Here is a 15278-nt window from a genome sequence, read left to right on the forward strand (position 1 = left end):
AGGCACGATCCGGCATCACACTCTTTTCGAGGAAAACCCAATGGCATCGGTGACAATCAACAACGTGCAGAAGGCTTTCGGATCCGCCAAGATCATTCACGATGTCAGCGTCGACATCGCCGATGGGGAGTTCGTCATCCTGGTCGGCCCGTCGGGCTGCGGAAAGTCGACGCTGCTGCGCATGATCGCCGGGCTCGAAACCATTTCGGGCGGCAGGATCGCAATCGGCGATCGCGTCGTCAACAATCTGCGGGCGCGCGACCGCAACATCGCCATGGTGTTCCAGAACTACGCGCTCTACCCGCACATGACGGTGGCCGACAATATGGGCTTCGCCCTGAAGATCAAGAAAGCCGATGCCGCCGACACCGCCAGCCGCGTCGGCAGGGCCGCCAGCATTCTCGGCCTGGACAAGCTGCTCGACCGCTACCCGCGCCAGCTATCCGGCGGCCAGCGCCAGCGCGTCGCCATGGGCCGCGCCATCGTGCGCGATCCGCAGGTCTTCCTGTTCGACGAACCGCTCAGCAATCTCGACGCCAAATTGCGCGTCCAGATGCGCGGCGAGATCAAGGCGCTGCACCAGCGGCTGGGCACAACCACCATCTATGTCACGCACGACCAGATCGAGGCGATGACCATGGCCGACAAGATCGTCGTGTTGCATGACGGCCTTGTCGAGCAGATCGGCGCGCCGCTCGACCTTTACGACCGCCCGGCCAATCTCTTCGTCGCCGGCTTCATCGGCTCGCCCGCCATGAACTTCATCGCCGGCCGCATCGAGGAAGGCATTTTCCGCAGCACCGGCGGACTGACCCTGCCGCTGCCGGAAGGCATCCACCCKGCGCACGCTTCAGGCGGCGACCTCGTCTACGGCATCCGCCCCGAACATATCCGCGCGACGGCCCAGGGCATCCCCGGCAAGGTCACGCTGCTGGAGGCGACAGGATCGGAAATCTTCGCCAAGGTGGATTGCGGCGGCGAGGAAATCTCCTGCCTGTTCCGCGAGCGGCTTGCGCTCAAACAAGGCGAGCCAGTGCGCATCGAGGTGGACCGTGCCTGTGCGCATCTGTTCGACGCCAAGACCGGGCAGCGGTTGTAGGGTTCGAAGGCTCTGTAGCCAGGGGTCCGAAACGGACCCCGGATACTATCGTAAAAGCTCTGCCCATCCCGCAGTCGGGCAACAAGATCAGGCACCAAGCGGTCGGACGCAGACCTGGAGGGCCTCATAGCCAAGAAGGCCGCGGTTCTGGACGTGCATATGTCACGGAGCGGTTGAAACGGCCGATCGCGGCGCGCCGCGGAGGCTTGCGAGCGAGCGGATGCCCTCGCTCGCGACCCTCGGCTTGCAACTGCAAGCCACGGATCAGCTTCACAGAGCTCCCGAACGAAACAAATCCTGTCCCCGGCCTTTCCCATGATCGGCACATCCTGTAATTGCCCGCAGGTCAGGGCTGCGGCGCGTGAACTGTAGGCTGGCCTGAACCAGAACGTTGTCCGATTGGATTTCTTAGCTACAGGAACGCATGTTTCGTCCAATGGCCGATAGCTTTGGTTCGACCTCGGAACGCTCGTCGAAGGACTACCTGGCTTTCCTTGATGGGCTCCGGGCCATCGCGATCCTGTCGGTCGTCTTCTACCATCTGTATGGCGAGCGCCTCCCCAATGGCTTTTTGGGGGTTGATGTTTTCTTCGTCATTTCCGGTTTCGTCGTCAGCTATACGGTGTCGAGGCGCTACCGGGGCCAGTCCGCTTTTCATTTTGTCCTGGAATTCTATGCGCGGCGATTCACGAGAATCATGCCGGCGCTGTTGGTGTGCTTGCTGTTCAGCGCGCTCGCCACGTTTCTGTTTGTTCCCGACGCTTGGCTCAGCACATCAATCAGCAGAACCGCCTCTTCCGCCTTCGTCGGCCTGAGCAACATCTTCCTGGCCAAGGGAACCGACTATTTTTCACCCGTGACCGAGTTCAACCCATTCACCCACACGTGGTCTCTTGGGGTTGAGGAACAATTCTACGTTGTTTTCCCGCTGCTGTTTTTTCCTTGGGTTATGGGACCGCGCGGRAAGAGATTCTCGGCGCTTGTCTATGGGGCGCTCGCCGCCGCGTCGGTGGCAATATGGCTTCATCTTCTGGCTGCGAACCCGCTTCACGCCTTCTACATGCCCTATGCTCGATTCTGGCAGCTGGCATGCGGCATATTGTGCTTTCAGCTTGTCAGCCGGATCGGGGAACGGACGGGATTCGAAAGGCATTGCAATGTTGCAGCCACGATCGCGCTGATAGGGCTCGTGGCGACCTTCGCGCTCGACTTTGGCAAGGATTCCCATGGTCTTGAGAACATCGCTGCGGTTGCCTGCACAACTGTCTTGATCGGATGCCTCTACCATCTGGGAAGCAATCGTGCGCCGCACCTTGCGGTTTTGGAGATAAAACCGGTCAGGTTCGTCGGGTGGATCTCATACTCTCTCTACCTATGGCATTGGCCAGTCTTCGTGATCGCACGATGGACGATAGGTAGCGAAACCACTGCGACAAAATTGGCGGCGTTGCTGGTCGCGGTGGCGTTCAGCCTCGGCTCGTATTTCTGGATTGAAACACCGACGCGTCGATTGCGGCTTCTGAGAACCAGCTCCGACATAGCCGTTGTCGCCGTCTTTTTGGCCGCCATCGCTGTCGCGTTTTGCGGCTTCAAACTGATGCGCGACAACCGATATGAAATCGCCTTGAGCACGGTCATGAGAAATCGGGGCGAATGGTATGCGACCTCACCGGACACCCCTCCCCAATCTCCTGGCTGCGCCGTCGTCACACAAACTGTGGATGAAGCGCTGTTCTTCACCAAACACGGGTGCCCGGGCGAAGGGCGCAGTGAGACCTTGTTCGTGCTGGGCGACTCTCACGCGGGAGCCTATATTCCTCTCCTGAAGCGCTTCACGCTCGAAACCGGCATTCGAACAGTGGTGCTGTCGACCGTCGGTTGCCCGGTTATCAGCTTGAATCTCGACCGCGATACTGAGCCGACGTGCGCTCATGCCACTAGTGCAAGTGCAGCATACATAGCCAGGATTGCCAAGCCTGGCGACCTGCTGTTCCTGCCCTCGCTCCGGCTGGCCCGACTTAGCCTTCAAGAGGCTGCTCGCCCCGACAGCAGCGCGCAGGGCAGCGAGCAGCAGAGGGAACAAGCCGTCAAGAACGCCATCGATCAACTTGCCCACCTCTCCAAGGCGGGACTGTCGATTGTATTCGAAGGCCCAAAGCCAATCTTCAGGGCCCCGGCCTTTCGATGCAGTGATTGGTTCAATTCAATGAACCCGTCCTGTACCGGCGGATTCGACATCGATCGAACGTTGATAGAAAATCTTCGATCCCCAATTTTGAAGGGCTACGCCGAGATATCAGCGGCTCTGCCGAACATTCATGTCTGGGATCCTTTGCCTACGCTCTGCCCGCAAGTGACATGCTCGGCATTCAGGAACGGGCACCCGTTGTTCTTCGACGGCGATCATGTCACCGCCTATGCCAATTCGCTCCTGGTGGAGGACTTCGTGTCAGCGATCGAGACCACAATTTCCAAAGACCGAACAACGCGCGCTGGGATGTAAACCACCTGCCGGCGGACTTGGCGCCGGCGCATGCGGTCCGCCAACTGAAACCCGAAGAAGTTCCCGTGAAACAATGGTGAGCGCGATGGGATTCGAACCCATGACCTACTGATTAAAAGTCAGTTGCTCTACCGGCTGAGCTACGCGCTCCCGCGGGCGCGAAAGGGCGGCCCTCGAAATTGCGCGGAACATAGGGAGAGTGCTTCGACCGGTCAACCGGAAAAAGAGCATTCGCAAGCCAGACTTCTCAAGCATCTTCACCGTGGCACCCTGCCCGCTTCGATCAAAGTCGGAACGCCCCCTGCGAAGCGATGGCACCACCTCTCGCCGGCACTGCTGGGGGACCGGAGAGACATTACAAATCAGCAACTTGAGATTTAGCGAGGAACCTTCCCCCATACCACCCGTTGTCTCGCCACAAGGGACGTCAATCACCCTTTCGAAGGAGAAGACAATGAATAAGATCGTATCGGGTATACTGGCGACCACCCTGTCGGCTTCGTTTGCCGCGACTGCGGTGCCTGCCAATGCGGCGCAGATGTTCGTGCCGCAGGCGGCATCGGCTTCGAGCGATGTGCAGACGGTCGATTACAAGCCGTGGATGAAGAACCGCCACTTCAACCGCAATTTCGGCAACCGCAATTTTAACGGCAATCGCAACTTTGCGCGAAACGGCGACGGCTATTGGAATGGCCATCGCGGCTATCGCGAATACCATCGCGGCTACCGCCGCCACGGAGACTATTGGTTTCCGCTGGCAGCTTTCGCGACCGGCGCGCTGATCACGGGTGCCATCGTCAACAGCGAGAACAACCGCGTTTACGCAGGCAATTCGCACGTGCAGTGGTGCTACGACCGCTATCGCAGCTATCGTGCTTCGGACAACACCTTCCAGCCGAATTACGGCCCGCGGCAGGAGTGCCGCTCGCCTTACTGATCCAAGAGTGAGTGTCAGTAGTTGAGTGTGAGTAAGGGGCTCGCGTCGGAAACGGCGCGGGCCTTTTTCGTTGAGACTTTCAGCCTCCCGATCAACAGACCGAGGTGTCCTGTCAGTTGGCCCAGCCTGCGCTTTTGAGCATCAGATAAAGGCCTCCGCCTTCCCCGCGCGGAGAACGATAGGCTCCGAGTGCGCCGCAGACTCGCACCATTGTTGCGGTCAGTTCCCAGCCGAGTGTTTCCAGGTCATCTTTCGTGTCGGTCACATAAGCCTGCCGAAGTTCGGCAACATCATTCTCCTCGCCGAAGGAACGAACCCGTTTGGCGTCGGCAAGAAGCTCGTTGGGCAAGTTGGAATTCGACCACGCCCAAAGCCAGTTGCCAGCCTTGGCGCTTGTCGAACCAGCAATCTGAATCTCGGCAACGACCTTGACGGTACCATTGTCCGAAAACAGAAGCCTGCCGGTCGTCAGGTCATAGTCATAGCGCGGCCAGTGGCCGAGGCGGAACTCCTTCTCCAAAATGGCATTCTTGGCGGTCAGCTGTTCAAAAGCCTCGTCGCGCCAAGCAGGATACCAGTCTGGCTGCATGACCCCCCACCTTCAGCTCGTTCCGTGGCGACCGTTATGGCACGCTCAGCGTCCTGCGCACAGCATCGCGCCAGCCTGCCAGCTTGGCGGACCGCGTGGAGGTATCCATCTCCGGCTTGAAGCGCCGCTCGAGCGCCCAACTCTTGGCGAATTCCTTCGCCTTGGGCCAGACGCCGGCCTTCGAGCCGGCAAGCCAGGCCGCGCCCAGCGCGGTCGTCTCCAGAATGGTCGGGCGGTCGACCGGCGCGTCGAGAATGTCGGCCAGCCGCTGCATGGTCCAGTCCGAAGCCACCATGCCGCCATCGACCCTGAGCACGGTTTTTGCCGATGTCCCCCTCCAGTCCTTGCGCATGGCGTCGAGCAGGTCACGGGTCTGGTAGGCGACGGATTCGAGCGCCGCGCGGGCAAATTCCGCCGGTCCGGAATTGCGGGTCAGCCCGAAGATCGCGCCCCGCGCTTCAGCGTCCCAATGCGGCGCGCCCAGTCCGACAAAGGCCGGCACCAGATAGACGTTTTGCGTGGGATCGGCCTCGGCAGCGAGTTGCCCGCTATGCTCGGCCTTGCCGATCACCTTGATGCCGTCGCGCAGCCATTGCACGGCCGCGCCTGCGATGAAGATCGAGCCTTCCAGCGCATAGGTGGTCTTGCCGTTCAGCCGATAGGCTATGGTGGTCAAGAGCCGGTTCTTCGAACGCACCAGATCGCTGCCGGTGTTGAGCAGCGCAAAACAGCCGGTGCCATAGGTGGATTTCATCATGCCCGGCTCGAAACAGGCCTGGCCGATGGTCGCGGCGTGCTGGTCGCCGGCAACACCTAGGATTCTTATTTCGGCGCCGAACAGGTTCTTCTCGGTCACTCCATAGTCATCGGCGCAGTCCTTGACCTCCGGCAGCATTTTTGCCGGGATGTCGAGAATGGCCAAAAGCTCGTCGTCCCAGGCATTTTCCGCGATGTTGTAGACCAGCGTGCGCGACGCGTTGGTGGCGTCTGTGGCGTGGATGTTGCCGCCGGTCAGCCGCCAGATCAGAAAACTGTCAATGGTGCCGGCCAGCAATTCGCCTTTCGCGGCCCGTTTCCTGGCGCCCTTCACCTTGTCGAGCATCCAGGCGATCTTGGTGCCGGAGAAATAGGGATCGAGCAGCAGCCCTGTCTTGCGGGCGAATTTCTTCTCCAGGCCCTGGTTCTTCAGTTTCTGGCAGAGCGGTGCGGTGCGGCGATCCTGCCAGACGATGGCGTTGTGGATCGGCTTGCCGGTCGCCTTGTCCCAGATGACGACAGTCTCGCGCTGGTTGGTGATGCCGATGGCCGCGACATCGGACGCTTCGCGGCCGGCATTCTTCAGCGCGGCCTTCACCGTTTGAATGACGCTTGCCCAGATCTCTTCGGGATCGTGCTCGACCCAGCCGGAGGCCGGGTAGTGCTGGGTGAATTCCTTCTGGCCGCTGCCGGCGACTTTCATCTCACCGTCAAACAGGATCGCCCGGGTCGATGTCGTTCCCTGGTCGATTGCCAGCACAAAACCATTCATTCCCGCGTCCTCCACCTGGATACAAAGAAGGGAGACGGCAACGCGCCGCCTCCCCCAATTTCACACGGGCGCGGACGCCCGCATAGACAGTCTACTTCTGCCAGCTCTTCACCAGTTCGTCGTAGTTGATGGTGATCGGCTTGTCCTTTTCCTTCTCCAGCTTCAGCTGCGGAGCGAGATTGCCGCCCTTGACCGCGTCGGCGTTCCAGTAGGCAAGGTCATGCTCTTCGGCCATCTTTGGTCCAATGTCGCCCTGGACACCGGATTTCTCGATACGCGCCATGACTTTTTCCTGATCGGCGCAGAGCGAATCCATGGCTTCCTGCGGTGTCTTGGCACCCGAGGATGCGTCACCGATGTTCTGCCACCAGAGCTGCGCCAGCTTCGGATAGTCCGGCACGTTGGTACCGGTCGGCGTCCACTGCACACGGGCCGGCGAGCGATAGAACTCGATCAGACCGCCGAGCTTCGGCGCGCGTTCGGTGAAGCTCTTGTCGTGGATGGTGGAGTCGCGGATGAAGGTCAGGCCAACCTGGCTCTTCTTCACATCGACGGTCTTCGAGGTGACGAACTGGGCATAAAGCCAGGCCGCCTTGGCGCGGTCGGTCGGCGTCGACTTCATCAGCGTCCAGGAACCGACGTCCTGATAGCCGAGCTTCATGCCGTCCTTCCAGTAGGAGCCGTGCGGAGACGGCGCCATGCGCCATTTCGGCGTGCCGTCGTCGTTCATGACCGGCAGGCCGGGCTTGACCATGTCGGCGGTGAACGCGGTGTACCAGAAGATCTGCTGGGCAACGTTGCCTTGCGACGGCACGGGGCCGGATTCGGAGAAGGTCATACCCTGGGCTTCCGGCGGCGCATAGGCTTTCAGCCAATCAAGATACTTCTGGATGGCATAGACCGATGCTGGTCCATTGGTGTCGCCGCCGCGCGCGGTGCACGAGCCGACAGGCCGCGAATTCGCATCGACCTTGATGCCCCATTCGTCGACCGGCACACCGTTCGGCAGGCCCTTGTCGCCATTGCCGGCCATCGACAGCCAGGCGTCCGTGAACCGCCAGCCGAGCGACGGATCCTTCTTGCCGTAGTCCATGTGGCCATAGACCTTCTTGCCGTTGACGTCGCGGCCGGTGAAGAATTCAGCGATGTCCTCATAGGCCGACCAGTTGACCGGCACGCCGAGATCGTAGCCGTACTTGGCCTTGAAGTCGGCCTTGTTCTTCTCATCGTTGAACCAGTCGTAACGGAACCAGTAGAGGTTCGCGAACTGCTGGTCGGGCAGCTGGTAGAGCTTCTTGTCCGGCGCGGTGGTGAACTTGGTGCCGATGAAGTCGTCGACGTCGAGCATCGGATCGGTAACGTCCTTGCCTTCGCCCGCCATCCAGTCGGTCAAATTGCGCACCTGCTGGTAACGCCAGTGGGTGCCGATCAGATCGGAATCGTTGACCCAGCCGTCATAGATGTTCTGGCCGGTCTGCATCTGGGTCTGGATCTTCTCGACGACGTCGCCTTCCTGGATGACGTCATGCGTGACCTTGATGCCGGTGATGGCGGTAAAGGCCGGCGCCAGCACCTCTGACTCATACTTGTGGGTCGTCAGGGTTTCCGAGACCACCTTGATGTCCATGCCGGCGAAGGGCTTGGCCGCGTCGATAAACCACTGCATCTGCTTTTCCTGGTCGGCACGGGAAAGCGTCGACACACCGCCTATCTCCTTGTCCAGAAAGGCTTTTGCCTCATCCATCCCGGCATAGGCATTGCCTACGCCGAGCAACAGGACAAGGGCCGTTGTTGATGTTAAAAATTGCCGTCGCATGTGTTTCCTCCACTGTTTCAGGTTTCAAGTGCGATCTGGAGCGGCGGCCGGCACGCTGCCGCTCCAACAGTTTCCCCCTCTATACGTAGCGGAACACGCCGATGGCGTAGACCACGGAGAGAGCGAGAGCCCACCACAGGTTGGATCCGACAAGACCCAGCCAAGCGAGATGGATAAAGGCGCTGCCAAGCAGCGACAGGAAAAGACGGTCGCCGCGCGTTGTCTCGAAGCGCAGGATGCCGACGCGCGGATTGCCACCCGGCGAGGCGTATTCCCACGCCGCCATACCGCACAGCAACAGCAGAACGGTGCCAAAGAACGCCGCCGTCGGCCACGTCCACGCCATCCAGGAGAGGTCGAAATTCATGATCACACCCTCCCCAGGGCAAAGCCCTTGGCAATATAATTTCGGACGAACCAGATGACGAGCGCGCCGGGGATCAGCGTCAGCACGCCGGCCGCGGCCAGCAGCCCCCAATCCATGCCGGATGCCGACACGGTGCGGGTCATGGTGGCGGCGATCGGCTTGGCGTCGGTCGTGGTCAGCGTGCGGGCGATCAACAGCTCGACCCACGAGAACATGAAGCAGAAGAAGCAGGCGACGCCGATGCCGCTGGCGATCAGCGGCATGAATATCTTGACGAAGAAGCGCGGGAACGAATAGCCGTCGATATAGGCGGTTTCGTCGATCTCCTTCGGCACGCCCGACATGAAGCCTTCGAGGATCCACACTGCCAACGGCACGTTGAACAGGCAATGCGCCAGCGCCACCGCGATATGCGTGTCGATCAGGCCGAAGGCCGAGTAGAGCTGGAAGAACGGCAGTGCGAACACCGCCGGCGGCGCCATGCGGTTGGTCAGCAGCCAGAAGAACAGATGCTTGTCGCCAAGGAAGCGGTAGCGCGAGAAGGCGTAAGCCGCCGGCAGCGCCACCGACACCGAAATCACCATGTTCATGACGACGTAGGTGATCGAATTGATGTAGCCTGAGTACCAGACCTTCTCGGTGAAGATCGTGTAGTAGTTGGCCAGCGTCGGCGCATGCGGGTAGAGCGTCAGCGAGTTGACGATCTCCGCATTGGTCTTGAAGCTCATATTGATGAGCCAGTAGATCGGCAGCAGAAGGACAATGATGTAGAGCGTCGGCACGATCCACCACCAGCGCGATTCCTCGCCGCGCCGGCGCATGCGCCTGTCGAGGTCGCTCTGCGACAGCGAACTGGCCAGGCCTTCCGCGGCGGCGGACCCGTTCATCGCATTCCGCTCGGTTCGTTCATTGGCGCCAGCCATCTCAGCGCTCCGCGTCGTAATTGGTCATCACGGTGTAGAACACCCACGACAACAACAGGATGATGAGAAAGTAGACCAGCGACATCGCGGCCGCCGGACCGAGATCGAACTGGCCGAGCGCTGTCTTGACGAGGTCGATCGACAGGAACGTCGTCGAATTGCCCGGCCCGCCGCCGGTGACGACGAAGGGTTCGGTGTAGATCATGAAACTGTCCATGAAGCGCAGCAGAACGGCGATCAAAAGCACGCGCTGCATCTTCGGCAGCTGGATGTAGCGGAACACCGCCCAGCGCGAAGCGCCGTCGATCTTGGCCGCCTGGTAGAAGGCATCGGGGATCGAGACCAGTCCGGCGTAGCAGAGCAGCACGACGAGACTGGTCCAGTGCCAGACATCCATGACGACGATCGTCACCCACGCATCGAACGGATCCTGCACGTAATTGTAGTCGATGCCGATCGCGTTGAGGTAATAGCCCAGCAGCCCGATGTCGTTGCGCCCGAACACCTGCCAGATGGTGCCGACGACGTTCCACGGGATCAGCAGCGGCAGCGACATCAGCACCAGGCAGACCGGCACGCCCCAACCCTTCTTCGGCATGTTGAGAGCGATGAAGATGCCGAGCGGCACCTCGATCGCCAGGATGATGAAGGAAAAGATCAGGTTGCGGACCATCGCTTCCCAGAAGCGGCTGGAGGACAGCAGATCCTCGAACCATTCGGTGCCGGCCCAGGTAAAGACATTGTTGCCGAACGTGTCCTGCACCGAGTAGTTGACGACCGTCATCAGCGGGATGACGGCGGTGAAGGCGACCAGCGCCAGCACCGGCAGCACGAGGAACCAGGCCTTGTTGTTCCAGGTCTTGTCCATCTATGCCCCCATCTCGACGCGCCAGGAATCGGCATAGATATTGATGCCGGCCGGATCGAACCGCACCTTCGGTTCAGCCGGGACCGTTTCGTCCTCGCCGATCACCGCCGCGATTTCGCGACCTTCCAGATTGGCGCGCACCACCTTGTGGCGGCCGAGATCCTCGACCTTGCTGATCGAAACAGCCATGCCGTCGCGGCCAAGCCTGACATATTCAGGACGGATGCCGAGCTCGACTGCCCCGCCGGCGGCCTTGGGTGCGCCCGGTAATTCGATCCGCTGCGAGCCGAGCGTCGCCGTCTTGCCGTCGATCGCCACCGGCATGACATTCATGCCGGGAGAGCCGATGAAATAGCCGACGAAGGTGTGACGCGGCCGTTCGAACAGTTCCGCCGGCGTGCCGATCTGAACGATGCCGCCATCATACATGACCACGACCTGGTCGGCGAAGGTCAGCGCCTCGGTCTGGTCGTGGGTGACATAGACCATGGTATAGCCGAAGCGGCGGTGAAGCTGCTTCAACTGCGAACGCAGCACCCATTTCATGTGCGGATCGATGACGGTCAGCGGCTCGTCGAACAGAATGGCGTTGACGTCGGAGCGCACCAGGCCGCGGCCGAGCGAAATCTTCTGCTTCTGGTCGGCGGTCAGGCCCCTCGCCTTCTTCCGGGCCCAGGACGCCAGATCGATCATCTCCAGCGTCTCGCGCACCTTGCGGTCGACATCGGCCTCCGGCACGCCGCGGTTGCGCAGCGGGAAGGCCAGATTGTCGTAGACGGTCATGGTGTCGTAGATGACCGGGAACTGGAACACCTGCGCGATGTTGCGCTCCTGCGTCGACAGATTGGTCACGTCCCTGCCGTTAAACAGCAACTGCCCGTGCGAGGGGTGCAGCAGTCCCGAAATGATGTTGAGGAGCGTGGTCTTGCCGCAGCCGGACGGCCCCAGCAGCGCATAGGCGCCGCCGTCCTCGAATGTGTGGTGCACTTCGCGCAGTGCGAAATCGGCATCCTTCTGCGGGTTGGGCAGGTAGGAATGCCTGACATGGTTGACGTCGATGCGCGCCATATCGCCCTCCTCAAGCCGCCAGCTTCGGCGCGGTCACGGCGCGGCCGTGCTGGTCGAAGACCATGATGTGACGCGGGTCGATGAACACCTCGACCACTTCGTCGGTTTCGAAATCGCGGATGCCGTGGGTCAGCATGACCCAGCGCACATCGGCGAAATCGAGATGGATGAAGCTCTCGGACCCGGTGATCTCGGTGATCGTCACCTTTGCCCGCACCGGCACGGCGCCAGCGTTGGGCCGTTCGAGCGACAGGTGATGCGGCTGGAAGCCGATCGTGTAATTGCCGTCGGCAATGCCGATGAGTTCGGGCGGCACCGGCAGTTTCACCCCGCCTTCGAGCAGGAAGTCGGCGCCCTTCTTGGCCAGCACGATGGTGTTGAGCGGCGGATCGGCGAAGGTCCTGGCCGTCACCAGGTCGACCGGCTTGCGGAAGACGTCGATGGTCGGTCCGAACTGCGTGATGCGGCCTTCCGACAGCGTTGCCGTGTTGCCGCCGAGCAGCAGCGCCTCGTGCGGTTCGGTGGTGGCGTAGACGAAGATGGTGCCTGCGGCGGCAAAGATCCTCGGCAGTTCGGCCCGCAATTCCTCGCGCAATTTGTAGTCGAGATTGGCGAGCGGCTCGTCGAGCAGCACCAGGCTGGCATTCTTGACGATGGCGCGCGCCAGTGCGGTGCGCTGCTGCTGGCCGCCGGAAAGACTGAGCGGCGTGCGGTCCAGATAGGGCGTCAGCTTCAGCAGCGCCGCGGCCTCGCGCACCTGGCTGTCGATCTTGGCCTGCTCCGCGCCGGCCACGCGCAGCGGCGAGGCGATGTTCTCATAGACGGTCATCGCCGGATAGTTGATGAACTGCTGGTAGACCATGGCGATCTTGCGCTTCTGCACCGGCGTGCCGGTCACATCACGGCCGTCGAACCAGACCGAGCCGGAGGTCGGCACATCGAGACCGGCCATCAGCCGCATCAGGCTGGTCTTGCCGGAAAGCGTCGGTCCGAGCAGAACGTTGAGCGAGCCATGGTGAAGCGTCAGCGACACGTCACGAATGTGCTCGACCGCACCGACCGTCTTGGTGACGTTCCTCAGTTCCAGCATGACGCCTCCTCCCAGGCTTTCCGCATCAGCTCAAGACCCTCTTCATTCGGCGGCCGCGACGTGCCGCCGGCTTATGCCGTGCATGAACTCATCGAGTGCCGCGACCTGCTCGCGGCTGAGATGCAGACCCCGCTTGGTGCGGCGCCACAGCACGTCTTCCGCCGTGAGAGCCCATTCGTTTTCAACGAGATAGCGCACTTCGACCTCGTAGAGGTCGCCGCCGAAATTGCGACCGAGCTCGGCATTCGACTTGGCAAGACCAAGCAGGGCCTGGGCGCGCGTCCCGTAGAGCCGGGTCAGCCGGCGGGCGAGACGCGCATCGAGGAACGGATAGGCTGTCTTCAGCTTCGCCACCTGCGCGTCGAAACCGGTCGCCGGGAAATCACCGCCGGGCAGCGGCGCGTCCGACGTCCACGGCTTGCCGCGCTTGCCGAGAAAACCTTCGATCTTCTCCAGCATCGATTCCGACAGCCGGCGGTAAGTGGTGATCTTGCCGCCGAAGGCGTTGACCATCGGGGCGGCACCCTCGCCGCCATCGGCCTTCAGCACATAGTCGCGCGTCGCTTCCTGCGCCTTGGAGGCGCCGTCATCATAGAGCGGGCGAACGGCAGAATAGGTCCAGACGATGTCGGAGCGCTTGACGGGTTGGGCGAAATACTCGCTGGCCGCGGCGCAGAGATAATCGATCTCGATGTCGCTGATCTTCACATCGTGCGGATCGCCGGGATAATCCTGGTCGGTGGTGCCGATCAGCGTGAACTCGTCCTCGTAAGGAATGGCGAAGATGATGCGGCCGTCCTTGTTCTGGAAGAAATAGGCGCGCGGATCGTCGAACTTCTTGGCGATGACGATATGGCTGCCTTGCACCAGGCGTACATTGTGCACCTCGTTGAGGCCGACGACACCGGAGAGCACATGATCGACCCAAGGTCCGGCGGCATTCACCAGCAGGCGCGCCTTGACCTCTTCGGTCTCGCCGCTCCGCAGATTCTCGATCTTGATTGTCCAGAGGCCGTTTTCGCGGCGTGCGCCGACCACCTTCGTGCGGGTGCGGATCGTTGCACCCCGGTCGGCGGCATCGCGTGCGTTGAGCGCCACCAGCCGCGCATCGTTGACCCAGCCGTCGGAATATTCGAACGCCTTTTTGAACAATGGTTTCAAAGGCTTGCCGGCCGGATCGCTTGCCATGTCGAGCGTCCTGGTCGCCGGCAGCAGTTTGCGCCCGCCAATGTGATCGTACAGGAACAGGCCGAGCCGGATCAGCCAGGCCGGGCGCAGGCCCTTGGCATAGGGCAGCACGAAGCGCATCGGCCAGATGATGTGCGGCGCGTTCTTCCACAGAACCTCGCGCTCCATCAGCGCCTCGCGCACCAGGCGAAACTCGTAGAATTCAAGATAGCGCAGGCCGCCATGGATCAGCTTGGTCGAACCGGAAGAAGTTCCGCTGGCGAGGTCGTTCATCTCGGCGAGAAAAACCGAGAACCCGCGCCCAACGGCATCGCGGGCGATGCCGCAACCGTTGATACCGCCACCTATGACGAAAATGTCCCGGACTGAAGACGTGTCCACTTAACTCCTCCACGATTTCGCATTGCACCATTTTTGGTCTTTTGCGAAACCGTGGCGGAATTATTTCGAACTCATAACGAATGTCAAACGAAATATCACAGACCCGTGAGATGGCCGTAAAAACGCCCTACCCAAGCGACGTCTCGATCAACTGAACCTCTGCCTCCTGGCAGATCTTGCGTACCGACGGAATATCGCAGCGGTCCGTGATGAAGGTGTTGACCTGCGACAGGTGGCCGATGCGCACCGGCGCCGTGCGCTCGAACTTGGTCTGGTCGGAGACCAGAATCACATGCCTTGCATTGGCAATGATCGCTTGCGCCACTTTCACCTCGCGAAAATCGAAGTCGAGCAAGGCCCCGTCATGGTCGATGGCCGAGGCGCCAATAACGGCGTAGTCGACCTTGAACTGCCTGATGAAGTCGACCGCCGCTTCACCGACGACGCCACCATCCGAACCGCGAACCACGCCGCCGGCGATCACCACCTCTATCGAAGGATATATGCGCATCCTATTGGCAACATTGATATTATTAGTGATCACCATCAGGCCGTTATGGTCGAGCAACGCCTTGCTGACCGCTTCCGTCGTGGTGCCGATGTTGATGAACAGCGAGGCGTTGTCGGGGATCAGCCTGGCCGCCGCGCGGCCGATCGCTTCCTTCTCGTCCGCGGCGATCTTGCGCCTCGCCTCGTACTCCATGTTCTCGATGCCGGACGGGAACAGGGCGCCGCCATGGATGCGCGAAAGCAGGCGCTGGTCGCAGAGATCGTTGAGATCCTTGCGTATGGTCTGGGGCGTCACGTTGAAATGCGTGGCCAGATCGTCGACCAGCACGCGGCCATGGTCCTTGGCCATCTGGATGATCTCGGCATGACGCGGCGACAGATACATTGCAAGCTCCCGTTTTCGTTTTTCTT

13 protein-coding genes and 1 tRNA gene are annotated in these 15278 nt (G+C 61.1%); 3 read left to right on the top strand and 11 right to left on the bottom strand.

Features of this window, described 5'->3' with window-relative positions:
• The first annotated feature begins 40 nt into the window (after positions 1-40).
• A complete protein-coding gene (locus AC1DPX_RS17605) occupies positions 41-1099 on the top strand; it encodes an ABC transporter ATP-binding protein (RefSeq protein WP_477238431.1) in 1059 nt (352 codons plus the stop codon).
• 436 nt (positions 1100-1535) lie between these two features.
• Positions 1536-3602: an acyltransferase family protein gene (locus AC1DPX_RS17610; protein WP_477238433.1), complete on the top strand. Its 2067-nt coding sequence runs from the start codon at positions 1536-1538 to the stop codon at positions 3600-3602.
• A gap of 74 nt (positions 3603-3676) precedes the next feature.
• Here AC1DPX_RS17610 and AC1DPX_RS17615 read toward each other — a convergent pair.
• A tRNA-Lys gene (locus AC1DPX_RS17615) sits at positions 3677-3752 on the bottom strand.
• A gap of 304 nt (positions 3753-4056) precedes the next feature.
• Between AC1DPX_RS17615 and AC1DPX_RS17620 the strand changes: the two genes are divergently transcribed.
• On the top strand, positions 4057-4539 hold the full coding sequence (locus AC1DPX_RS17620) for a BA14K family protein (RefSeq protein WP_477238435.1): 483 nt from the start codon (positions 4057-4059) through the stop codon (positions 4537-4539).
• Positions 4540-4651: 112 nt separating this feature from the next.
• On the opposite strand, the gene AC1DPX_RS17625 is transcribed toward AC1DPX_RS17620, so the two are convergent.
• The 10 genes from AC1DPX_RS17625 to AC1DPX_RS17670 form a co-directional block, all read right to left on the bottom strand.
• Entirely contained in the window at positions 4652-5128 is a 477-nt protein-coding gene (locus tag AC1DPX_RS17625) for a DUF6882 domain-containing protein (RefSeq protein WP_477238437.1), read from the bottom strand.
• A 34-nt stretch (positions 5129-5162) separates the two neighbouring features.
• Complete coding sequence (gene glpK / locus AC1DPX_RS17630) at positions 5163-6656, bottom strand: glycerol kinase GlpK (protein ID WP_477238439.1); 1494 nt, start codon at positions 6654-6656, stop codon at positions 5163-5165.
• Between the two features lie 91 nt (positions 6657-6747).
• The gene (locus AC1DPX_RS17635; RefSeq protein WP_095200117.1) at positions 6748-8472 is read right to left on the bottom strand and encodes an ABC transporter substrate-binding protein; all 1725 of its coding nucleotides are present in this window, start codon (positions 8470-8472) and stop codon (positions 6748-6750) included.
• 79 nt (positions 8473-8551) lie between these two features.
• Entirely contained in the window at positions 8552-8839 is a 288-nt protein-coding gene (locus AC1DPX_RS17640) for a DUF2160 domain-containing protein (RefSeq protein ID WP_477238441.1), read from the bottom strand.
• Between the two features lie 2 nt (positions 8840-8841).
• On the bottom strand, positions 8842-9726 hold the full coding sequence (locus AC1DPX_RS17645; RefSeq protein WP_477238829.1) for a carbohydrate ABC transporter permease: 885 nt from the start codon (positions 9724-9726) through the stop codon (positions 8842-8844).
• A gap of 37 nt (positions 9727-9763) precedes the next feature.
• A complete protein-coding gene (locus AC1DPX_RS17650; protein WP_477238443.1) occupies positions 9764-10630 on the bottom strand; it encodes a carbohydrate ABC transporter permease in 867 nt (288 codons plus the stop codon).
• Complete coding sequence (locus AC1DPX_RS17655; protein WP_477238445.1) at positions 10631-11698, bottom strand: ABC transporter ATP-binding protein; 1068 nt, start codon at positions 11696-11698, stop codon at positions 10631-10633.
• Positions 11699-11708: 10 nt separating this feature from the next.
• Positions 11709-12788, bottom strand: coding sequence for an ABC transporter ATP-binding protein (locus AC1DPX_RS17660; protein WP_477238446.1), 1080 nt, complete (start codon positions 12786-12788; stop codon positions 11709-11711).
• Between the two features lie 42 nt (positions 12789-12830).
• A complete protein-coding gene (gene glpD / locus AC1DPX_RS17665; RefSeq protein ID WP_477238447.1) occupies positions 12831-14357 on the bottom strand; it encodes a glycerol-3-phosphate dehydrogenase in 1527 nt (508 codons plus the stop codon).
• A gap of 127 nt (positions 14358-14484) precedes the next feature.
• The gene (locus AC1DPX_RS17670; protein ID WP_010909603.1) at positions 14485-15252 is read right to left on the bottom strand and encodes a DeoR/GlpR family DNA-binding transcription regulator; all 768 of its coding nucleotides are present in this window, start codon (positions 15250-15252) and stop codon (positions 14485-14487) included.
• Positions 15253-15278 lie beyond the last annotated feature (26 nt).

This window comes from Mesorhizobium sp. 01N446 (assembly GCF_056399285.1).